At 67.7% G+C, this 21439-nt stretch carries 19 protein-coding genes; 10 read left to right on the top strand and 9 right to left on the bottom strand.

Features of this window, described 5'->3' with window-relative positions; translation table 11 throughout:
- Positions 1-335: 335 nt before the first annotated feature.
- Complete coding sequence (locus tag MYA_RS14365; protein WP_011880698.1) at positions 336-614, top strand: hypothetical protein; 279 nt, start codon at positions 336-338, stop codon at positions 612-614.
- A 163-nt stretch (positions 615-777) separates the two neighbouring features.
- Here the strand turns inward: MYA_RS14365 and MYA_RS14360 are convergent, their stop codons facing one another.
- A complete protein-coding gene (locus tag MYA_RS14360) occupies positions 778-1152 on the bottom strand; it encodes a DUF2917 domain-containing protein (RefSeq protein ID WP_014723916.1) in 375 nt (124 codons plus the stop codon).
- Positions 1153-1402: 250 nt separating this feature from the next.
- Positions 1403-1690 (bottom strand): hypothetical protein, encoded by a 288-nt coding sequence (locus tag MYA_RS14355; RefSeq protein ID WP_011880696.1) that lies wholly within the window; start codon positions 1688-1690, stop codon positions 1403-1405.
- Positions 1691-2193: 503 nt separating this feature from the next.
- On the opposite strand from MYA_RS14355, the gene MYA_RS14350 reads away from it, so the two are divergent.
- Positions 2194-3471, top strand: a complete 1278-nt coding sequence (locus MYA_RS14350; RefSeq protein ID WP_041494000.1) for an HAD family hydrolase — start codon at positions 2194-2196, stop codon at positions 3469-3471.
- 54 nt (positions 3472-3525) lie between these two features.
- Here MYA_RS14350 and MYA_RS14345 read toward each other — a convergent pair whose 3' ends face one another.
- The 3 genes from MYA_RS14345 to MYA_RS14335 all read right to left on the bottom strand — a co-directional run bounded on the left by MYA_RS14345 (position 3526) and on the right by MYA_RS14335 (position 6995).
- Positions 3526-4299, bottom strand: coding sequence for a slipin family protein (locus tag MYA_RS14345; protein WP_014723913.1), 774 nt, complete (start codon positions 4297-4299; stop codon positions 3526-3528).
- Positions 4296-5849, bottom strand: coding sequence for an NfeD family protein (locus MYA_RS14340; protein ID WP_014723912.1), 1554 nt, complete (start codon positions 5847-5849; stop codon positions 4296-4298). The genes MYA_RS14345 and MYA_RS14340 overlap by 4 nt, the downstream gene beginning before the upstream one ends.
- Before the next feature lie 111 nt (positions 5850-5960).
- A complete protein-coding gene (locus MYA_RS14335) occupies positions 5961-6995 on the bottom strand; it encodes an AraC family transcriptional regulator (protein WP_011880692.1) in 1035 nt (344 codons plus the stop codon).
- Positions 6996-7132: 137 nt separating this feature from the next.
- On the opposite strand from MYA_RS14335, the gene MYA_RS14330 reads away from it, so the two are divergent.
- From MYA_RS14330 to MYA_RS14300, 7 genes are all read left to right on the top strand, one after another.
- Positions 7133-8266 carry an acyl-CoA dehydrogenase family protein gene (locus tag MYA_RS14330; protein ID WP_014723911.1) on the top strand — a complete coding sequence of 378 codons (1134 nt, stop codon included), beginning with the start codon at positions 7133-7135 and terminating at the stop codon, positions 8264-8266.
- 232 nt (positions 8267-8498) lie between these two features.
- Positions 8499-10211, top strand: a complete 1713-nt coding sequence (locus MYA_RS14325; RefSeq protein WP_011880690.1) for an AMP-binding protein — start codon at positions 8499-8501, stop codon at positions 10209-10211.
- Positions 10212-10353: 142 nt separating this feature from the next.
- Entirely contained in the window at positions 10354-11883 is a 1530-nt protein-coding gene (locus MYA_RS14320; RefSeq protein WP_014723909.1) for a CoA-acylating methylmalonate-semialdehyde dehydrogenase, read from the top strand.
- Between the two features lie 18 nt (positions 11884-11901).
- Complete coding sequence (mmsB, locus tag MYA_RS14315) at positions 11902-12801, top strand: 3-hydroxyisobutyrate dehydrogenase (protein WP_014723908.1); 900 nt, start codon at positions 11902-11904, stop codon at positions 12799-12801.
- Positions 12801-13592, top strand: a complete 792-nt coding sequence (locus tag MYA_RS14310; RefSeq protein WP_014723907.1) for an enoyl-CoA hydratase — start codon at positions 12801-12803, stop codon at positions 13590-13592. The genes mmsB and MYA_RS14310 overlap by 1 nt, the downstream gene beginning before the upstream one ends.
- Positions 13589-14728: an enoyl-CoA hydratase/isomerase family protein gene (locus MYA_RS14305; protein ID WP_014723906.1), complete on the top strand. Its 1140-nt coding sequence runs from the start codon at positions 13589-13591 to the stop codon at positions 14726-14728. The genes MYA_RS14310 and MYA_RS14305 overlap by 4 nt, the downstream gene beginning before the upstream one ends.
- Before the next feature lie 324 nt (positions 14729-15052).
- Entirely contained in the window at positions 15053-15784 is a 732-nt protein-coding gene (locus MYA_RS14300; RefSeq protein WP_041493999.1) for a ribonuclease T2, read from the top strand.
- Positions 15785-15851: 67 nt separating this feature from the next.
- On the opposite strand, the gene MYA_RS14295 is transcribed toward MYA_RS14300, so the two are convergent.
- Positions 15852-16487, bottom strand: coding sequence for an isochorismatase family cysteine hydrolase (locus MYA_RS14295; RefSeq protein ID WP_014723904.1), 636 nt, complete (start codon positions 16485-16487; stop codon positions 15852-15854).
- A 357-nt stretch (positions 16488-16844) separates the two neighbouring features.
- Between MYA_RS14295 and MYA_RS14290 the strand changes: the two genes are divergently transcribed.
- Positions 16845-17228 carry a hypothetical protein gene (locus MYA_RS14290; protein WP_014723903.1) on the top strand — a complete coding sequence of 128 codons (384 nt, stop codon included), beginning with the start codon at positions 16845-16847 and terminating at the stop codon, positions 17226-17228.
- Positions 17229-17476: 248 nt separating this feature from the next.
- Here the strand turns inward: MYA_RS14290 and MYA_RS14285 are convergent, their stop codons facing one another.
- The 3 genes from MYA_RS14285 to MYA_RS14275 form a co-directional block, all read right to left on the bottom strand.
- A complete protein-coding gene (locus MYA_RS14285; RefSeq protein ID WP_014723902.1) occupies positions 17477-18301 on the bottom strand; it encodes an alpha/beta fold hydrolase in 825 nt (274 codons plus the stop codon).
- 226 nt (positions 18302-18527) lie between these two features.
- Positions 18528-19889, bottom strand: a complete 1362-nt coding sequence (locus tag MYA_RS14280; protein ID WP_034195454.1) for a D-serine ammonia-lyase — start codon at positions 19887-19889, stop codon at positions 18528-18530.
- 8 nt (positions 19890-19897) lie between these two features.
- Positions 19898-21427 carry an amidase gene (locus tag MYA_RS14275; RefSeq protein WP_014723900.1) on the bottom strand — a complete coding sequence of 510 codons (1530 nt, stop codon included), beginning with the start codon at positions 21425-21427 and terminating at the stop codon, positions 19898-19900.
- Positions 21428-21439 lie beyond the last annotated feature (12 nt).

Genomic DNA, 21439 nt, shown 5'->3' with positions numbered 1-21439 from the left:
CGGGCAACTGCGCGCGCCGGCCGTTCGGCAGGCCGGGCGGCGGCGGACATCGGGCTATGCTGCTCCGAAGCCGGCGCGTGCGCAACTGCGATTTCGCGCCGCTCGCGCGACTGTGGTTTCTGTGTAAAAGATCGCAAGACGCCATCGCGTTAACCGGCAAGTCTTTCTACGATAGATGAACCGTGCACGCACGCCGGCCGATCGCTGCCGACGCGGGGGAGTCGCAGTCCGTGCAGGCCAGGCGGCGAAGTGCGGTAACGGTCGTTGCGCGTTCGGGCACGCGCGACCGGTTGCGATAGCCCGATGCGGGTTCGTCCGTCATCACGGAGGTCAGCATGTTGAACTGGATCAGCCGTTGGGCGATGCGGCACGCCCCCACGCCGGAAAAAACCGCTGCGTCGATGCTCGTCACGGCGCGCATGGAACTGTTCACGGCCGAACAGCGCGTCATCGATGCGAAATTACAAGCGGATTACTGGCGCACGCGTGTGTCGTTCCTCGAGGAGGTGCAAAAGCAGGGCATCGATCCGTGGGTGACCTCGCAGGCGGCGCAACGTCCGGACGTCGACACCACACCCCGCGGTACGGGCCCGCGTCTCGCCGCCAGCACCTGACGCATGCGTTGCATGTGAAAGCTGCGCAGGGCGCGCGATCGCGCGCGGCACGCAGCGGCGTGCCGCGCCACTCGAAGCGCACCCGCGGCCGATTGCGCCGCGGGTGCGTTCGTTTTCCGACGCGGTCGTTCGCCGCGTCAACGCGTTGCGCGGCAGCGCAGCGTCAGTCCCGCCTTCTCCCTCTTGCGGCGAGCCAGCCGCGCATCCGCGCGAGCGTGCGTCCGAGGCGATCGCCGCGCCGCACGTATGCGGTCGTGATCGATGCTTCGGCGGGGCGGCCGTCGTAGGTGCCGAGCCAGACGCGATCGCCGCGCGCGATGCGCAGCACGTCGCCCGGTCGCACCCAGTAGTCGTCGACGCTCGGCGGGCGCGTGATCCACAGCGCGGCGCCGTGCGCGCGGATTTCCGCATCGCTCGGCGCGCGCCACGTCAGCGTCGTGTGCGGTGCAACCGCGAAGCGGATCACGACGGTCGGTAACGCGATCGCGCCGGCGCGGCGCGAGTCGGGACGGTCGAACAACGGGCTTGCCTGGTCCATCGTCTGCTCCATTCGTTGGGCCGGACGAATGAAGCGCACCAGAACAAAAAGGCCTCATCCGTTTCCGGTGAGGCCTCGTGTGACATGCGTACTGCTCGGATGCTAACGCACAAGCGCCTCCCGTGATCCATTCTTTCGAATGTTCACCGGGCAATGAATCGCGATGGCGATGTGCTTGAACGTAGGCATGCGAACGAGTGTGTCGATGTCGTACGGCGTTGTCAACGACTATTTGGGCGTCGCGCGGCGCTCACGCGTCGCGCTGCGCGAGGCCGTTCACGAGCAGTTCGGACAGCAGGCCCGTCATCCCGTTCGGATGGGTGGCCGCACGCGCCTTCAGCTGTTCGACGAGTTCGGCGTTGAGCTTGCACGCGAACGGCACGAGACCCTGTTCCTGGTCGAGCTTGCGCTGTGCGCGGCGATCGAGCTTCGCCGCTTCGTCGGCGCCCTTGCCGAAGCGCGCGGAGCCGGACTGCTTCATCGCTTGCGTGAGCTTCAGCGCCTTGTTCTTTTCGAGATCGGTTTTCTTCATGGCCATCGCGGCACCTCCGGGAAATGAAGCCGCGATTGTACGCATTTCGGCGCACGCACCGCCGGAACCGTCGAGTTGCAGGGCGTGGCGCGGCGCGGGCGTCGTCCTTCGTCGCGCTCCGGTTGCCGTTCTGCGCGGCGGGCCGGCGCGTCATGTCATATATGAGAGCGCTGGTTCGAGCCTTCGCAATGCGGTGTGTATGTAACCGGCCTTGAAGTCACGCAGCGCTGCGCCGCTCGGGTTCGAGAACGGCGGCCGGCAACCGCGGTAGGGACGGGAGGCACCAGGACGCGGCGCAGCGCCCCACGCGAGGTCCGCGCACGCGTCCGGATGTCGCGCCGGATCAATTCGCCGTCGCGTCGTGGCGCGACGCTGTCAAATTGCCGAAATAATTTCGTCACATCATTCGCCCCCATTCGACGCCTTTGCGGCCTCGAATGGGGGCGATGTGTCGCGCGTCGCGCGGGGCAGCGGCCGAAGCCGATTCGGCATTTCAACGGAGAGATACCATGCAACGCCGCAAGTTCATCAACACCCTTGCCGCGGCGACCGCTGCGACGCCGCTGATGCTCAAGGCCGGCATGGCCGGCGCGAAGAGCGCGACCGCGCCGGACGCGCTGGACCCCGGCCGCTGGTCGCGGTTCAACGCCGCGCGCCTGCAGACGGTGCTCGACCGGCATGGCGTCGCGAGCGCGGGCTACGACGCCAGGCGCCGCCCGTATGCGGTGTTCGACTGGGACAACACGTGCATCATGAACGACTGCGAAGAAGCGTTGCTGATGTACCAGATCAACCATCTGCAATACAAGCTGACGCCCGACGAGTTCGTCGGCGTGATGTGGAAGGACGTGCCGAAGGGCGCGTTCATGAAGGACTACACGACGGTCGACGGCAAGCCGGTGACGATGGAGGACCTCGCCGCCGACGTCGAGTCCGACTACCGCTGGCTCCATGCGAACTACCAGGGCTTCGGCGGCGACAAGAGCCTCGACGAGATTCGCGAGACCGACCAGTTCAAGGACTTCCGCGCGAAGCTGTACTTCATGTACGACGCGATCTGCGACACGCATCCGCTCGAAGTCGGCTACAAGTGGATCATCTACTTCTACAAGAACATGACGACCGCCGAGCTGCAGGCGATGGCGGAAGCGTCGAACAACTACGGCATCGGCGACGCGCTGCGCAAGGTCCGCTACGAAAGCCCGAAGGCGCTGCCGGGCAAGGCGGGCGTGGTGGCCGATACGCATTTCCACGGCATCCGCATTCACGAGGAGATCCGCTCGGTGATGCATACGCTGCGCGCGAACGGCATCGACGTGTACGTGAGCACCGCGTCGCTCGACGACGTCGTGCGCGTGTTCGCCGGCAACCCGAACTACGGCTACGGCGTGGCGCCCGAGAACGTGATCGGCCTGCGGCTCGACATGCAGGACGGCAAGTACACGAGCACCTATCCGGCCGGCTGGCATTTCAACTGGGGGCCCGGCAAGACGGTGGGGATCCGCAACGTCCTCGCGTCGAAGAAGGGCTACGGCCCGCTGCTGGTATTCGGCGACAGCGACGGCGACGCATGGATGCTGCGCGATTTCAAGGACACCGCAGCCGGCGTGATCGTCAACCGGATGAAGAAGGGCGAGATCGGCGCGGACAGCAAGCTCGCGTCCGAACAGATCGGCAACCCGGATGCGCGCTTCCTGCTGCAGGGCCGCGACGAGCACACCGGGCTGATGATTCCCGACGAGAAGTCGATCAAGTACGGCAAGACCGAGCGCAAGCTGCTGGCCTGACGCGCCGCGGGCGCCGCCGCACCCATCGGCGCCCGCGTCCGGCATATCCGAGCCTCAATGCTCGGGCGGTGCGCCGAGGCGGTCCAGCAACGCCCCGAGCAGATCGATCGGCAGCGGAAACACGATCGTCGAATTCTTGTCCGCCGCGATGGTCGTCAGGGTCTGCAGGTAGCGCAGCTGCATCGCCTGCGGCTGCTGCGCGAGCCGCTGCGCGGCCTGCAGCAGCTTCTCCGACGCCTGCAGTTCGCCTTCCGCATGGATCACCTTCGCGCGCCGCTCGCGCTCGGCCTCGGCCTGCCGCGCGATCGCGCGGATCATCGTCTCGTTCAGGTCCACGTGCTTGATCTCGACCGTCGACACCTTGATGCCCCATGCGTCGGTCTGCGCGTCGAGCGTCTTCTGGATGTCGGCGTTCAACTGCTCGCGCTCGGCGAGCAGCGCGTCGAGTTCGTGCTTGCCGAGTACCGCGCGCAGCGTCGTCTGCGCGAGCTGGCTCGTCGCCTCGAAGAAGCGCGCGACCTGAATCACGGCCTTTTCCGGATCGACGACGCGGAAATACACGACCGCATTGACCTTCACCGACACGTTGTCGCGCGTGATCACGTCTTGCGCGGGCACGTCGAACACGACGGTGCGCAGGTCGATCCGCACGACCTGCTGGACGATCGGGATGATCAGCACGAGGCCCGGCCCCTTGACCTTCCAGAAGCGGCCGAGCATGAACACGACGCCGCGCTCGTACTCGCGGAAGACGCGGATCGACGAGGCGACGAGCACCACGATGAAGACGATCAGGACGCTGCCTAAGCCGAACGTATAGCCGATCATGACGGGGCTCCCCGCTGTGGTGGTTCGTGTGCCGGCACGTCGTAGAGCGGCGTGACGGTGAGCGTCAGTCCGTGGCGGCCGGTGACGCGCACGCGACAGCCTGCCGCCAGCGGCGTGCTGCTCGCGACGCGCCAGCGCTCGCCGTGCACGCGCGCCCAGCCGGCCGCCGACGGCGCGGGGCCGGCGGCGCCGTGCGGCTCGTCCGGACGCAGGCCGTCGTCGAGCACTTCGCCGACGCTGCCCAGCATCGCCTCGGCGCCCGTCACGACCGGCCGCCGCCGCGCGCGCAGCGCGACGCTCGACACGCCGGCCACCAGCAGCGCGCCGGCGGCCGCGAGGCCCGCGATCAGCGGCCACGGAATGCCGTAGCCCGGCACGTCGGTGTCGATCAGCATCAGCGCGCCGATCGTGAACGCGACGATCCCGCCGAAGCCGAGCACGCCGAAGGTCGGCAGGAATGCCTCGGCGACGAGGCAGCCGAGCCCGAGCAGCACGAGCCCGAGGCCCGCATAGCTGACCGGCAGCAACTGCATCGCGAACAGGCCGATCAGCAGGCAAATGGTGCCGGCCACGCCCGGCAGCACGAAGCCCGGATTCGCGAATTCGAAGAACAGCCCGTAGATGCCGATCGTCAGCAGGATCAGCGCGACGTTCGGATCGGCGACGATCGACAGGAAGCGGCTGCGCCAGTCGGGCGCGAGCACGACGAGCGGCGCGTGCGCGGTCGCGAGCCGCAGCGTGCCGGCGCTCGTCGTCACGGTGCGGCCGTCGAGCCGGCGCGCGAGATCGGCCGGGTCCTGCGCGATCAGATCGACGACGTGCTGCGCGCGCGCGTCGTTCGCGGACAGGCTCACGGCCTCGCGCACCGCGCGCTCGGCCCAGTCGGCATTGCGCCCGCGCAGCTGCGCGAGGCCGCGGATGTACGCGGCGGCGTCCTGCGTCGCCTTGCGGATTTCGGTCGATTGCGTGTCGTTCGGCAATTCGGCCGACGTCGCCGACGTGCCGGATGCGCCCGAGGCCGCGGCAGGCGACGATCGCGGCGTACCCGGCGCGCCGCCGCCGATCCCGAACTGCACCGGCGACGCCGCGCCGAGATTGGTGCCGGGCGCCATCGCGGCGACGTGGCTCGCGTAGACGATATAGGTGCCGGCGCTCGCGGCCCGTGCGCCGCCCGGCGCGACGAAGGCCGCCACGGGCACCGGCGAGCCGACGATTGCCTTGATGATCTGGCGCATCGACGTGTCGAGCCCGCCGGGCGTATCGAGCTGCAGGATCGCGAGCGGCGCATGCACGCTTGCCGCACGGTCGAGCGACCGGACGATGAAGTCGGCACTGGCCGGGCCGATCGCGCCGTTGACCGGAATCACGACGACCGGCGCCGCGGCGGCGGGCGCGTTGGCCGGCGCGGCGGCGCCTGGAGCGGCAACCGCCGCGCACACGACGAGCAGCGCCGCGAACAGCGCGGCGCGCGCGACCCGCGCGGACAGCGGGTGACGGGAACGGGCGCCGCGCACGGCGGGCGCCGGCGGCGCGTGACGATGAATGCGCATCGGGGCGTCCGGGCGGCGCGCGGCCGCGCGCCGTCCGGCTCGCGGAAATGGGCGTTGGCCCGATGCTTGAAGATTAGGCGCTTTCGGCGGAAAGCGCGAAGGCGGCGGCGTTCAGCGCGCGCCGCCCGCGCGCGCAAGCGCCTCTTCGCGGTACTCGGCCGGGCTGCGCCCGCTCCATTTGCGAAACGCGCGGTAGAACGCGCTCGGTTCCGCGAACCCGGTGGCCGCCGCGACGTCGGCGATCGTGCGCGACGGATCGGCCAGCGCCTCGAACGCGAGATCGCGTCGCAGCGTGTCCTTGATCGACTGGTACGCCTGGCCTTCCTGGTGCAGCTTGCGCCTGAGCGTCGCCTCGGCCACGTGCAGCCGCGCGGCCATCCCGTCCGCGCCCGGCCACGACGCGGGCGGCATCCCGCGCAGCACGGCGCGCACGCGCTGTGCGAGCGCGTTCGGATTGCGGTACTTGACGATGAAGCTGGCCGGCGCGTTGCGCAGGAAGGTTTTCAGCGTCTTTGCGTTCTGCACGACGGGCAGCGTCGCGAATTCCGGATCGAAATCGACATACGAATCGGGCTGGTTGAACCGCATGTCGTCGCACAGCATCGACGGATATTCGTGATCGGCGGGCGGCGTGTCGCAGCGAAAGCTCGCGTGCAGCACCGGGATGCGCCGCCCGATCAGCCAGCAGGTCAGCCCGTACACGATGATGAAATAGGTCGCGTACGTGAACATCGCCGGCGCGGCGCCGTTGTTGCGGTGCACGAAGCGCAGCCGCACGCGCTGCGGATTGGCGTCGAGCTCCGCGTGGAGATCGTCGAGCACGCAGTGCATGAAGTTCACCGCGCGCGCCATCGCGCGCAGCCCGTCCTGCGCGGACAGCGCGGCCTGGCTCATCGCGATGAAGCTGCCACTGCGCATCGGATGGCGGTCCTGCCCGAAAAACTCGTCGTCGAGCGCGCGCGCGATCGCATTCCACAGCGCGCCGTATTGCTGCGCGCTCACGCGCGCGCGCGGCTGCGCGAGCAGCGCGGGCGCGATGCCGGCCTGCGCGAGCAGCGGCTCCGCCGCGACGCCGCGGCGGGCGGCCAGCGCGACGCTGTACGCGACCAGGCTGATCGCGATGGTTCCCCTTTCGTCCTGCTTCATCCGTATCGCCGGTATGGCAAAAACGCTCAGTGTAAATGAGCGGCGCGAGCATCGAACACCGGCGCGCGCTTGCCTACACTTGTTGCATCGAAACGAAACGACGGCCGTCACAGGCGGCCGCAGGAGACGGCAGGACCATGGACGAGCTTTACACCGAAGATCAGCGGATGATCCGCGACGCCGCGCGCGCCTTTGCCACCGAGGTGCTGGCGCCGAACGCCGCGCAGTGGGACCACGACGCGCGCTTGCCCGACACCGTCGTCGCGCAGCTCGGCGAACTCGGCCTGCTCGGGATGATCGTGCCGCAGGAGCTGGGCGGCGCCTATACCGACTACGTCGCGTACGCGCTCGCCATGGAGGAGATCGCGGCCGGCGACGCCGCCTGCGCGACGATGATGAGCGTGCACAATTCGGTCGGCTGCGGGCCGATCCTGGGCTTCGGCACGCCCGCGCAGAAGGATCGCTGGCTCGCCGAGATGGCGGCCGGCCGCGTGATCGGCGCGTTCTGCCTGACCGAGCCGCACGCCGGCTCCGAGGCGCACAACCTGCGCACCCGCGCGGAGCTGCACGACGGCCACTGGGTGCTCAACGGCGCGAAGCAGTTCGTGACCAACGGCCAGCGCGCCGGCGTCGCGATCGTTTTTGCCATGACCGATCCCGATGCCGGCAAGCGCGGCATCTCGGCGTTCCTAGTGCCCACCGACACGCCGGGTTTCATCGTCGGCAAGCCCGAAAAGAAAATGGGGATTCGCGCGTCCGACACGTGCCCGATCACGCTCGAGAACTGCACGCTTCCCGCCGACGCGCTGCTCGGCAATCGCGGCGAAGGGCTGAAGATCGCGCTGTCGAATCTCGAAGGCGGACGCATCGGCATCGCCGCGCAGGCGCTCGGCATCGCGCGCGCCGCATTCGACAAGGCGCGCCGCTATGCGGGCGAGCGCGTGCAGTTCGGCAAGCCGATCGCCGAGCATCAGGCGATCCAGCAGAAGCTCGCCGACATGGCCACCCAGATCAACGCGGCGCGCCTGCTCGTCCATCACGCGGCGAAGCTGCGCACGGCCGGGCTGCCGTGCCTGTCGGAGGCGTCGCAGGCGAAGCTGTTCGCATCCGAGATGGCCGAGCGCGTGTGCTCGGACGCGATCCAGATCCACGGCGGCTACGGCTACCTCGCCGACTACGAGGTCGAGCGCCACTATCGCGACGCGCGCATCACGCAGATCTACGAAGGCACCAGCGAAGTGCAGCGGATGGTGATCGCACGGCAGCTGTGAGCGGCTGCGCGCGCAACGAAGCAACGGGCAATCAGGCAGGGCACGCAGCGACGCGGTGAAGGTGGTGAAGGTGGTGAAGGCGGTGAACGCGGCACGCAACGACGTGACCGTGCGCCGCGACGATGGGGGACCGGCGCATGCGCCGGTCGTCCGCAGTATGGATGGAGACAATCCGGGCACGGAGCGCGAGCAAGGTGCGATGCACCGACGCTCGCGGACAGGAGACGACACGATGACGGTACAGGCATTCCTGGACGCACGCGACTTTCTGCTGCGCCATCGCACCGACTACGAAACCGCGTACCGCGATTTCGAATGGCCGGTGCTCGATGCGTTCAACTGGGCGCTCGATTATTTCGACCCGATGGCGCGCGGCAACGACGCGCCCGCGCTGTGGATCGTCGATGCGGCGACCGGGACGGGCGACCCGTATTCGTTCGCGCAGATGTCCGAGCGCTCGTCGCGGATCGCGAACTGGCTGCGCGGCATCGGCGTCGTGCGCGGCGACCGGATCCTGCTGATGCTGCCGAACCGCGTCGAGCTGTGGGACGCGATGCTCGCCGCGATGAAGCTCGGCGCGGTCGTGCTGCCCGCGACCACGCAGCTGTCGGCCGACGACGTGCGCGATCGCGTGCAGATCGGCGGCGCGACCTATGCGATCGTCGACGAGCACGAAACCGCGAAGTTCGAACAGGCGGGCCTCGGGCTGAAGCGGAAGATCGTGGCCGGCGCGCCGCGCGACGGCTGGCTCGCGATGAACGACGGCTACGCGGCGAGCGCGGCGTTCGAGCCCGACGCCGTCACGCGGTCGAACGAAGCGATGTTGCTGTACTTCACGTCGGGCACGACGTCGAAGCCGAAGCTCGTCGAGCATACGCATCGCACGTACCCGGTCGGGCACCTGTCGACGATGTACTGGATCGGGCTGCAACCGGGCGACATCCATTGGAACATCAGCTCGCCGGGCTGGGCCAAGCACGCGTGGAGCTGCTTCTTCGCGCCGTGGAATGCGCAGGCGTGCGTGTTCGTCTTCAACTACGCGCGCTTCGAGCCGAAGGCGGTGCTCGACGCGCTCGTCAAATACCGCGTGACGACGCTGTGCGCGCCGCCCACCGTGTGGCGCATGCTCGTGCAGCAGCCGCTCGCGACGTTCGACGTGCAGCTGCGCGAGATCGTCGGCGCGGGCGAGCCGCTCAATCCGGAGATCATCGAGCGCGTGAAGAAGGCGTGGGGCATCACGATTCGCGACGGCTACGGCCAGACCGAAACCACCTGCCTGATCGGCAACACGCCGGGGCAGCCGGTCGTCGCGGGCTCGATGGGCCGGCCGCTGCCCGGCTACCGGATCGCACTGCTGGACCCGGACGGCGCGCCCGTCGGCGAAGGCGAGGTCGCATTGCCGCTCGGCGGCGGCACCGGCGCGATGCGCCCGGTCGGGCTGATGAACGGCTACGCGAACAACCCGGATGCGACCGCGTACGCGATGCGCGACGGCCACTACCGCACGTCCGACATCGCGATGCGCGGCGACGACGGCTACTACGTGTACGTCGGCCGCGCGGACGACGTGTTCAAGTCGTCCGACTACCGGCTCAGCCCGTTCGAGCTCGAAAGCGTGCTGATCGAGCACCCGGCGATCGCGGAAGCGGCCGTGGTGCCGAGCCCGGACCCGGTGCGGCTGTCGGTGCCGAAGACCTTCATCACGTTGCGCGACGGCTTCGAGGAAAGCCCGACGCTCGCGCTGGAGATCTTCCGCTTTTCGCGCGAGAAGCTCGCGCCGTACAAGCGCATTCGCCGACTGCAGTTCGCCGAGCTGCCCAAGACCATCTCGGGAAAGATCCGTCGCGTCGAGCTGCGCCGCCGCGAGATCGAGCGCGGCGACGATGCGACCGCACGCATGCCCGGCGAGTACTGGGAAGAAGATTTCGCCGCCGAACTGAAGTGACCGCCGGCGGGCCGGGCGCGCCGCTTGCGGCGATCATGCGCGGCCCGTCGACGCGGCAGAAGATGATCTAACCGATCGAACCGACTGACCCGGCCGCCCGGCGCGAGCGCGCGACGCGGCCCACTGCAAGGAGAGCACACCGATGAACGCGAATGCGACGCCCCAGCCGGGGCAAGACGTGCCGACGGTCAAGCTGCTGATCGACGGCGCCTTCGTCGAGTCCGCCACGAGCGAGTGGCGCGACATCGTCAATCCGGCCACGCAACAGGTGCTCGCGCGCGTGCCGTTCGCGACCGCGGCGGAAGTCGACGCGGCCGTGCAGGCCGCGCACGCCGCCTATGCGACCTGGAAGAACACGCCGATCTCCGCGCGCATGCGGATCATGCTGAAGTTCCAGGCGCTCGTGCGCGCGAACCAGCAGCGCATCGCGAAGACGCTGACCGCCGAGCAGGGCAAGACGCTGCCGGATGCCGAAGGCGACATCTTCCGCGGCCTCGAAGTGGTCGAGCATGCCTGCTCGATCGGCACGCTGCAGCTCGGCGAATTCGCCGAGAACGTCGCGGGCGGCGTCGACACCTACACGCTGCGCCAGCCGCTCGGCGTCTGCGCCGGCATCACGCCGTTCAACTTCCCGGCGATGATCCCGCTGTGGATGTTCCCGATGGCGATCGTGTGCGGCAACACGTTCGTGCTGAAGCCGTCCGAGCAGGACCCGCTGTCGACGATGGAACTGGTCGAGCTGGCGATCGAGGCCGGCGTGCCGCAGGGCGTGCTGAACGTCGTGCACGGCGGCAAGGAAGTCGTCGACGCGATCTGCACGCATCCGCTCGTGAAGGCGATTTCGTTCGTCGGCTCGACGGCCGTCGGCACGCACGTGTACAACCTCGGCAGCCAGCACGGCAAGCGCGTGCAGTCGATGATGGGCGCGAAGAACCACGCGATCCTGCTGCCCGACGCGAACCGCGAGCAGGCGATCAACGCGCTGGTCGGCGCGGGCTTCGGCGCGGCCGGCCAGCGCTGCATGGCGACTTCCGTCGCGGTGCTCGTCGGCAGCGCGCGCGAGTGGCTGCCCGACATCGTCGCGAAGGCGAAGACGCTGAAGGTCAACGCGGGCTCGGAAGCGGGCACCGACGTCGGCCCGGTGGTGTCGCGCGGCGCGAAGGCGCGCATCCTGTCGCTGATCGATGCGGGCGTCAAGGAGGGCGCGAAGCTCGAACTCGACGGCCGCGATGTGAAGGTGCCCGGCTTCGAGGACGGCAACTTCATCGGTCCGACCATCTTCTCCGCCGTGACGACCGACATGACGATCTACACGCACGAAATCTTCGGGCCGGTGCTCGTCGTGATGGAGGTCGACACGCTCGACGAAGCCATCGCGCTCGTCAACGCGAACCCGATGGGCAACGGCGTGGGCCTCTTCACGCAGAGCGGCGCGGCCGCGCGCAAGTTCCAGAGCGAGATCGACGTCGGCCAGGTCGGCATCAACATTCCGATCCCGGTGCCCGTGCCGTTCTTCAGCTTCACCGGCTCGCGCGGCTCGAAGCTCGGCGATCTCGGCCCGTACGGCAAGCAGGTCGTGCAGTTCTACACGCAGACCAAGACGGTCACCGCGCGCTGGTTCGACGACGATACGACGGCCGGCCCGGTCAACACGACGATCCGGCTGCACTGAGCCGGGGAGGACACCAACATGAAGATCGGATTCATCGGCCTCGGCCACATGGGTGCGCCGATGGCGCTGAACCTGCTGAAGGCCGGCCACGACGTGCATGCGTTCGACCTGAGCGCCGACGCATTGCGCGCGCTGCAGGACGCCGGCGCGCAGGTGGCCGCGTCGCCGCGCGATGCGGCGGCCGGCGCGGCGTTCGTGATCACGATGCTGCCGGCCGCGCCGCACGTGCGCTCGGTGCTCGCCGGCGAGAACGGCGTGCTGGCCGGCCTGGGCGCCGGCGCAACCGTGATCGATTCGAGCACGATCGACCCCGCGAGCGCGCAGGCGTTCGGCGCGCTCGTGCGCGAGCATGGCGGCGCGTTCGTCGATGCGCCGGTGTCGGGCGGCACCGGCGGCGCGGCCGCCGGCACGCTGACCTTCATGGTCGGCGGCAGCGACGCCGATTTCGAGCGCGTGAAGCCCGTGCTCGCCGCGATGGGCAAGAACATCGTCCACTGCGGCGCGACCGGGATGGGGCAGGTCGCGAAGGTCTGCAACAACCTCGTGCTCGGCATCTCGATGGCGGCCGTGTCGGAGGCGATGTCGCTCGGCGTCGCGCTCGGCATCGATCCGAAGGTGCTGGCCGGCATCGTCAACACGTCGACGGGCCGCTGCTGGAGCTCGGACACCTACAACCCGTATCCGGGCGTGATCGACACCGCGCCTTCGTCGCGCGGCTACAGCGGCGGCTTCGGCACCGATCTGATGCTGAAGGATCTCGGCCTCGCGAACGATGCCGCGCGGCAGGCGCGCCAGCCCGTCTATCTCGGCGCGCTCGCGCAGCAGCTGTACCAGACGATGAGCAGCCGCGGCGACGGGCAACTCGATTTCTCGGCGGTGATCCGCCTGTACCAACCGGCTGGCAAGAAGGACGCGTGATGATCGAACTGGACTACGTCGACGACGGCGCGATCGCGTGCGCGACGCTCAAGCGTCCGCCCGCGAACGCCTTTACCGCCGACGGACTGCGGCAACTGCAGGACACCGTCGCCGAACTGAACGCGAACCCGCGCGTGCGCGCGCTGGTGATCACCGGCGACGGCCCGAAGTTCTTCAGCGCCGGCGCCGATCTGAACACGTTCGCCGACGGCGACGCCGCGGTCGCGCGCGCGATGGCCGCGCGCTTCGGCGCGGCGTTCGAGACGCTGCACGACGCGCGCGTCGTGACGATCGCGGCGATCAACGGCTATGCGATGGGCGGCGGCCTCGAATGCGCGCTCGCGTGCGACATGCGCATCGCGGAGACGCATGCACAGATGGCGCTGCCCGAGGCGTCCGTCGGCCTGCTGCCGTGCGGGCTCGGCACGCAGACGCTGCCCTGGCTCGTCGGCGAAGGCTGGGCGAAGAAGATCATCCTGGCCGGCGCGCGCGTCGATGCGGCCACCGCGCTGCGCATCGGGCTGGTCGAAGACGTCGTCGAAAGCGGCGCGGCGCGCGACGCGGCGCTGGCGCTCGCGCGCAACGTCGTGCGGCAGAGTCCGCATGCGCTCGCGTACAGCAAGGAGCTGATCGGCCTCGCACGCCGCGGCGTGCCGCGCAGTGCGGCGCTCGCGGTCGAACGCGAACGCTTCGTCGACCTGTTCGATACCGCCGATCCGCGCGAGGGCGTGGCCGCGTTTCTCGGCAAGCGCGCGCCGCAATGGCATACCGATGGAGATACGCAACGATGAGCACGCCGATGACGACCGATGACCGCTTCGCGCAACCCGCGCCCGAGGTGCTGTTCCGCGTGGTGAACCGCGTGGCGTTGATCACGCTGAACCGGCCGGCCGCGCTCAATGCGTTGTCGTATTCGATGATCGGCGAGCTGGCCGCGCTGCTCGAGCGCTGCCGCGGCGACGACCAGATCGTCGCGGTGGTGCTGCGCGGCGCTGGCGAGAAGGGCTTCTGCGCGGGCGGCGACGTGCGCGCGCTGCACCGGATGGTCGCGCAGCGCGAAACCTGGCTGCCGTTCTTCGTCGACGAGTACCGGCTCGACTACGCCATTCACACGTTTCCGAAGCCGGTGGTCGCGTTGATGGACGGCGTGACGATGGGCGGCGGCATGGGCCTCGCGCAGGGCGCGGCGCTGCGCGTCGCGACCGAGCGCAGCAAGATCGCGATGCCCGAGACGCGCATCGGGCTCGTGCCCGACGTCGGCGCGACGCATTTCCTGGCGCGCATGCCGGTCGAGCTCGAGCTGTACGTCGGGTTGACCGGCGCGGTGTTGTCCGGCGCCGATGCGCTGATCGCGAAGCTCGCGGATCTGTGCGTGCCGTCGTCGTGGCTCGATACGTTCGAGACGCGCATCGAAAGCGTCAAATGGGACGGCGACGTGCTGGCGGCGCTGCGCAAGGTGTTCGAGCCGCCGTGCAACGTCGTGCCGCATGCGGCGCTCGACACGCAGATGGGCTGGATCGTGCGTCACTTCGACAAGCGTTCGACCGTCGAGCGGATCGTCGCGACGTTGAAGCAGGAGTTCGCGCGCGACGAGCTCGCACGCGAGCATCGGCAGTGGCTGCAGACGACGCTCGACGCGCTCGCCGGCCATTCGCCGACGATGCTGTGCGTGACGCGCGAAGCGTTGTTGCGCGGGCGGCAGATGACGCTGGCCGAGTCGTTCCGGATGGAGCTCGGCATCGTCGCGCGTGCGATCGAGGAGGGCGACTTCCGCGAAGGCGTGCGCGCGCACCTGATCGACAAGGACCGCAAGCCGCGCTGGGCGCCGGCGTCGCTGGTCGAACTGCGCGCCGAGCGCGTGCGGCATTTCCTGACGTCGCCGTGGAAACTGTTCGCGCATCCGCTCGTGGATCTCGGCGGGGTGTGAACAAGGCGGGGTGATCGGCGCGGCGTGTCGGGCGCGGTTGCGCTCATGTGTGCGTGCGCCGTGTTCAACCGGCTTTTTCGGGGTTCCGGGCGTCCGATCATCGGCGGCACCGCCTGAACGAGCGCGTCGATGATGGTGCGATCGCGCATTCAGAATGGACGCGCGCGTCCGGTCGCGGCGTCCCCCCATGGCGAATCCACGGCCGCCGCTCCGTTTCGTCATCCGTTCATATTCGTGCAACGTGGCTGCGGCAACAATCGCGGGCAGACATTCGACAACCTTGCGGCGCCGCGCGCGACCGCAAGCCTTTTCCGAGGACATGCCATGTTGAACACACTCGCCCGCACCGTGGCGGCGCTCGCCGTCGCATTCGCGTCGCTGCATGCCGTCGCGCAGACCAGCTACGACTACCTGTTGCTCGCCGCTTCGTGGGAGCCCGGCTTCTGCGCGTCGCACGACACGCCGGAGTGTACGAATCTGGCCGGCACGTACGCGGCGACGAGCCTGTCGCTGCATGGCCTGTGGCCGAACAACTACGACGGCAACCAGCCGTTCTACTGCGGCGTGCCGCAGAGCGACGTCGACCTCGACAACGCGCACCAGTGGTGCAGCATGGATGCGTATCCGATCAGCACCACGACGCGCAACACGCTGTCGACGTACATGCCGGGCGTCGCGTCGTGCCTCGACAAGCACGAATGGTTCAAGCACGGCACCTGCTCGAATTCGGCGTCGGCGGACGCCTACTGGAATCAGGCGACCGGCATGGTGAGCCGGCTCGGCAACACGTCGTTCAACGCGTTCCTGCAGGCGAACGCGGGCAAGACCGTGACGCGCAACCAGCTGCTGTCCGCGTTCGAAGGCGCGTTCGGCAGCAACACGCGCAGCGCGGTGTCGTTGAAGTGCACGAAGACCAACGGCGTCAGCTATTTCACCGAAGCATGGATCGCGGTGAAGACGAGCGCGACCACGCAGTTCCCGAGCGCGGCGTCGCTCGTGACCGACGGCAATACGCAGGGGACCTGTCCGACCTCGGGCGTGTATATCGCGAAGTGAGGCGCGACGTCGCGCGTGCCGCGCCGGCCGCCCACGGTGTGGTCGGCGCGGCCGGCGCGCTGCGCATTCACGTGAGCAGGCGCAGCGCCTGTTCGAGCGACAACACCGTCGTGCGCGTCTCGAACGCGGTCGCGAACAGATGTTCGTGCACGATCGGGTCCGGGTCGTAACAGCAGTCCTTCACCGTGTACAGACGGAAATCCGCATCGCTTGCGTGCGCAACCGACGACAGCACGACGCCGGTCGACGCGATCCCGACCAGGATCAGCGTGTCGATGCTTCGCGCGGCGAGCCGTGCCTGCAGATCGGTGCCGAAGAACACACTCGCGCGATGTGCGGCGATCAGCGGCTCGCCGTCGAGCCGGCCGAGTTCCGGGCATGGGCCGTCGTCGACGAACCGGCCGAGCTGCTTGATCCCTTGGCCGTTCTTGTTGCGCGGGCTGACTTCGGGGTAGCCGCGACTGAAGCGGAGATTCGCGAAGCAGACGTGCACGCCGCCCGCGCGCGCCGCGTCGCAGAGCCGGCGTGTGTTCGCGAGCAGCGTGGGCGCCGCCGACGGAAACAGCCCGAGAATGTCGGTCTGGTAGTGCATGACGATCAGTGCGGTTTGCGCGGGCACGAGCGGCGGAAGCGGCGCGTGTGCGCGTGCATCCGGGCCTGTCGGGTCGTTCGTGGCGTGATCTGAAGCGTGTTCCGGTTGCATGGCTGATGCTCTCCCGTGGGTCACTTCGATGGTCACTTCGGTGGGTTCAAACAATCGGCTGGGGCGGATACGGCGGCAACGGTTCGGGCGCGCGCGTGTTTCAGGTCGGGCAATGTAAGCCGGTGGGGTGGTACACGTGCCGACCATGCGGGCGTGCGCCGCGTTGCCTTCTGCCAGCGGCTGCGGCCATTATCGGCTATTCGCGAGCGGCGTTCGTGTCGGCGCTCAGGTTCGTGGAGTGCGGCAAAATATGCGTTTTGTCGCGCAGGCGGCCGCGATGGGCGGCACACCGGAGCGCGCGCGTCCCCAGGCGTGCGCCCCGTGCGATGATGCGCGACGATCAACACGAGAGATGGCATGACGACTACCTTCGACGAGGCGACAACGGCGGCGATCGCCGCGTTTGCCGAACTGGATTTCTATACGGCTGTGCAAGCGATGCGCGCCGAGGCCGATTACGACCGCGAGCTGGATCAGTGGATCTCGCGCTATATCGACGACCACGGCGGCGGCGTCGACGATGCCGAATACGACGCGTTGCATGCGCGGGCGCAGGCGACGCCCGAATACGCGCAGTTCGTCGATGCGGTACGCCGGGAGATTTGCGAATACTTCGACGTGACCGACGAGCAGCTCGACTGGATCGTCGTATTGCGCAACGACGACAGCGACGAGCTTTGGGCCGAAGTCAACCGGCGGCGCAGCGCGCTGGGAACGGGGGAGGTGCGGGGAGATTTGTGAGCGCGGTTCGGTGGTTGGTTTTGAGGTCTGACGCCGGAGGTGTACGTTGCACGGGAATGCTTCGATCGCCGCAATGATACGAAGCTCCCGCGCGATCGCACCGCCGGCGGTTCCGGTTGCGCGACCAACCGCTTTCCGCAGCCCGTTTTCCGCGTCGGCATCCGTATGGTGGGCTGGATGCATCGCGATCGCGTTCGGCAAGGGCTTGCGGCCCTTGCCTGAGCCATGTCGAAGCGGCGGCGGCAGTCCTACGACGATCGGGAAAAGTCCAATATGTCCTGATTGAGGCGATCCTTGTGCGTGTAGTACAACGCATGATAGGCGCCCTCGTAGACAACCAGTCTTGCACCGGGAATCAGCTCGGCAGACACCTTGCCCGAAAGGTCGATTCGCACAACGGGGTCGGCGCCGCCGTGGATGACCAGCGTGGGGATATCGAATTTTTTCAGGTCGGGACGCAAATCGGTTTCGGAAAACGATGCAATGCAGTCATGGGTTGCCTTGATGCTCGCCGTGATTGCCATATCGAATGTCCAGTCGAGCATCGCCTGCGTGACCACCGACGCGTCATGATCGGCTCCTGTAAAGGCGCGGCCGAAATTGACCAGAAAATCGGCGCGATCATGGAGTACGCCGGCACGCAACCCGTCGAAAATGTCGCGGGGAACGCCCGCCGGGTTATCGGCCCCTGCCATGAGTAACGGGGTCGTCGCGCTGAGAAGAACGACCTTGGCGACACGCTTCGATCCGCGCGTACCGATGTATCGTGCAACTTCTCCGCCGCCCATCGAGTAGCCGACCAAAATGGCGTCGCTGAGGTCCAGCTGCTGAATCAACTCGTCCAGGTCGCTCGTGAGGCTGTCGTAGTCGTAGCCCGACCACGGCTGGCTCGACCGTCCAAAGCCCCGGCGATCATACGCTATGACCCGAAAGCCGTTGCTGGCGAGGAAGTGCGCCTGGTATTCCCACATGTCGGCGCTGACCAGCCACCCGCCAACCAGCACGATCGGCTGCCCGGTTCCCCAGTCGTTGTAATAGATTTCAGTACCGTCAGGCGTCGTAATCCGGCTCATTTTGCTCGCTCCTTCAGATGGGAATTGCCTTTCGCTTCATGGGCCGGCTTTCCGCGCATCGATATGAAGAGCGTCGCGCGACGCTTCCGGCTGCTGTGCAGCAATGATAGGTTGGGCAGCAGAGCAGCAATCTGAAATGTTCTGAACGACGCTAGCGCAAGCGCTGAAAAAACAGCACGGGGCCACCGGCCGGGCGCCCGATCCAGTTATAGCCTCGAAGCCGCAATCAAGACCCCGCCAGTGCCTGCCGCCCGGCCTGCAGATATGCGTTCATCTCAGCTTGCGGCACCATACCGCCGCCCGTTGCCCAGATCACATGCGTCGCGTCCCGCATGACGGAGTCGTCCAGCTGCATGCGGGCACGGTAACCTTGCCGCTCCGTCGACACGCGCGCGAAACCCGGCGCGCCGGCCAGCGCCGACGGCTCCAGCCGGATGTCGCTCGTCTGCGCCATCAGCGCGAGCATTGCATATAGCTCGCGATCCTCGACGGTGAAATAGCCATCGATCATCCGTTGCATCGCACGACCGACGAATCCGGAAGGGCGTCCGACCGCGAGGCCGTCGGCGGCCGTCACGTTGTCGATACCGAAATCCTGCACCGCAAGCTGCTCGTGCAAGCCGGTCAGCACGCCCATCAACATGCACGGCGAATGGGTCGGCTCCGCGAAAACACAGTGCACCGCATCGCCGAAGGCGAGCTTCAAGCCGAACGCGACACCGCCCGGGCCGCCGCCTACGCCGCAAGGCAGATACACGAAGAGCGGATGCGTCGCATCGACACGCACGTTCGACGCTTCGAGCTGACGCTTCAGGCGCTCACCCGCGACCGCATAGCCGAGGAACAGCGTCGTCGAATTTTCGTCGTCGACGAAGTGGCACATCGGATCGTTAGCCGCAAGACGCCGGCCGTTCTCGATCGCTTCGCCGTAATCGCCCGCATACTCCACGACCGTCACGCCATGCGCGCGCAGGCGGTCCTTCTTCCATTGGCGCGCATCGGTGGACATATGCACGGTCGCCGCAAAGCCGAGCGTCGCGCTCGCGATGCCGATCGACATGCCGAGATTGCCGGTCGACCCGACCGCGATGCGGTGCTCGCGAAACAGCGCGCGACATGCGTCGCCGGCGAGGACGCGGTAATCGTCGCCGTCGTTGAGCAAGCCGTGGCGCAGCGCAAGCTGCTCGGCGTAGAAGAGCACTTCATAGATGCCGCCACGCGCCTTGATCGAGCCGGAGATCGGCAGATGGCTGTCCTGCTTGAGCAGCAGGCGCCGCGGCGTTTCCACGCCGTAACGTTCGCTCAATGCCTGCGCGAACGCAGGCACGTCGGTGAGCGGCGATTCGATGATGCCGCCCGTGTCGCGCACATCGGCGAACAGGTCGGCCAGCAGCGGCGCGAAGCGTTGCAGGCGCGCGCTCGCATCGGCGATATGCGAGGCGTCCAGCGCAATGTCATCGAGCGCTTCGGTCAGCGGCGCGACGGCGGGGTTGAACCACTCGACCGGCTCGAGCGCCATCAATGGGCGCAGAAGCGGGTAGTCGCGAAGCCAGGATTCGAGTGGCTTGCCGTAGATGGAATCGGTCATGGGCAAAATCAGACTGCCGAAGCGCAAGCGTGGGAGGACGACGCTGCGTCCAGCACCGGCGGATGCGTGACGATGGAACGGAGATCGACATCCGATGCGCGCAATTTCACGACATCGGGAATCGGGCGGCGCATTTCGTCCGACGACTCGAAGAGCGTTTCGAATGCGCGTGCCGCGTCGAGCAGCGCAAGATCGCCGCGAAATGCACCGATCATCTGCAAGCCGAACGGCATGCCGCGATGATCGACGCCGCACGGCAGCGACACGGCCGGATTCGTCGTCAGCGTGACGACATAGGTCAGCGACAGCCAGCGATAGTAGTTTTCCAGTGCGATGCCGTTCACCGATTTCAGATACGGCTGCGTCCAACGGAACGGCGAAACAGGCGTCGTGGGCGACAGGATCACGTCGTAGCGATCGAACAGCGTCTGGAAGCGGCGGAACAGCCGCGTCTGGTCGGCATGCGCGCGCACGCAATCGGCAAGACCGAGGTTGATGCCCATTTCGTAGTTGGCGCGCGGATTCGGCCCGAGCAGATCGGGATTCGTCTCGTAGGCTTTTTGCAGACCCGCGACGAAGGCTTCCGCGCGCAGCACGTCGAAGCATTGATGCGCGCCCGAGAAATCGACGTCGATCGGCTCGCAGACGGCCACTTCGCCGCGCAGCAGCGCGATCCTGCGGCGAAACACGGCGCGGATATCGTCATCGACAGCGCAGACGCCGAAATCTTCCGTGTAGCCCACACGCAGCGTCGCGAGATCCGTGTGCGCGCGGCGTTCCATCGTCGCGTCGAGCGCGCACGGATAACCGAGCGGATCGCTGCCGGATTGCCCGACCGTCGCGGCGAGTTGCAGCCACGTGTCCTCGACGGTGCGACCCATCGGCCCCACCACGGCAATTGGCGTCCAGCCGAGCGGCTTGCGATCGCTGGGCACGAGCCCCGGCGAGGTGCGCAAACCGACCACGCCGCATTTGGCCGCTGGAATCCGTAGCGAGCCGCCCGTGTCCGAACCGGACGCGAGTGGCACCATATCGAGCGCAAGCGCCGCTGCCGAGCCGCCCGACGAACCGCCCGCATTCAGACGCGGATCGAATGGATTGCCCGTCGCGCCCCACACCGGATTGAAGCTGTTCGCACCCGCGCCCATTTCGGGCACGTTGGTCTTGCCGACCACGATCGCGCCTGCCGCGCGCAACCGGCGCACCAGCGTGTTGTCCTGTGCGGGAATGTTTGCGCGGTACAACGGCGAACCGTAGGTGGTCAGAAGGCCTTCGGTTTCTTCGAGATCCTTGATGCCGACAGGCAAGCCGTGCAGTACGCCGACGGCATTGCCGCGTGCGAGCGCGGCGTCGGCGGCGCGCGCTTCGCGGCGTGCGCGTTCGAAACTCGTCGCCGTGATCGCGTTGACATACGGATTGAGCGTTTCGATGCGCGCGATGCAGGCATCGAGCAGTTCAACAGCGGAGATTTCCCGCGCCAGCAACAGCGCGCGCAACGCGACGGCGCTATGGCGGGTGAGTTCGTGGCGGTCGCTCATCGGGCGGTCCTT

The sequence above is a fragment of the Burkholderia sp. KJ006 genome (genome assembly GCF_000262695.1).
Lineage (GTDB): Bacteria > Pseudomonadota > Gammaproteobacteria > Burkholderiales > Burkholderiaceae > Burkholderia > Burkholderia vietnamiensis.
The sequence above is the reverse complement of the archived record's forward strand: the minus strand, read 5'-3'. Positions and strand labels throughout refer to the sequence as shown.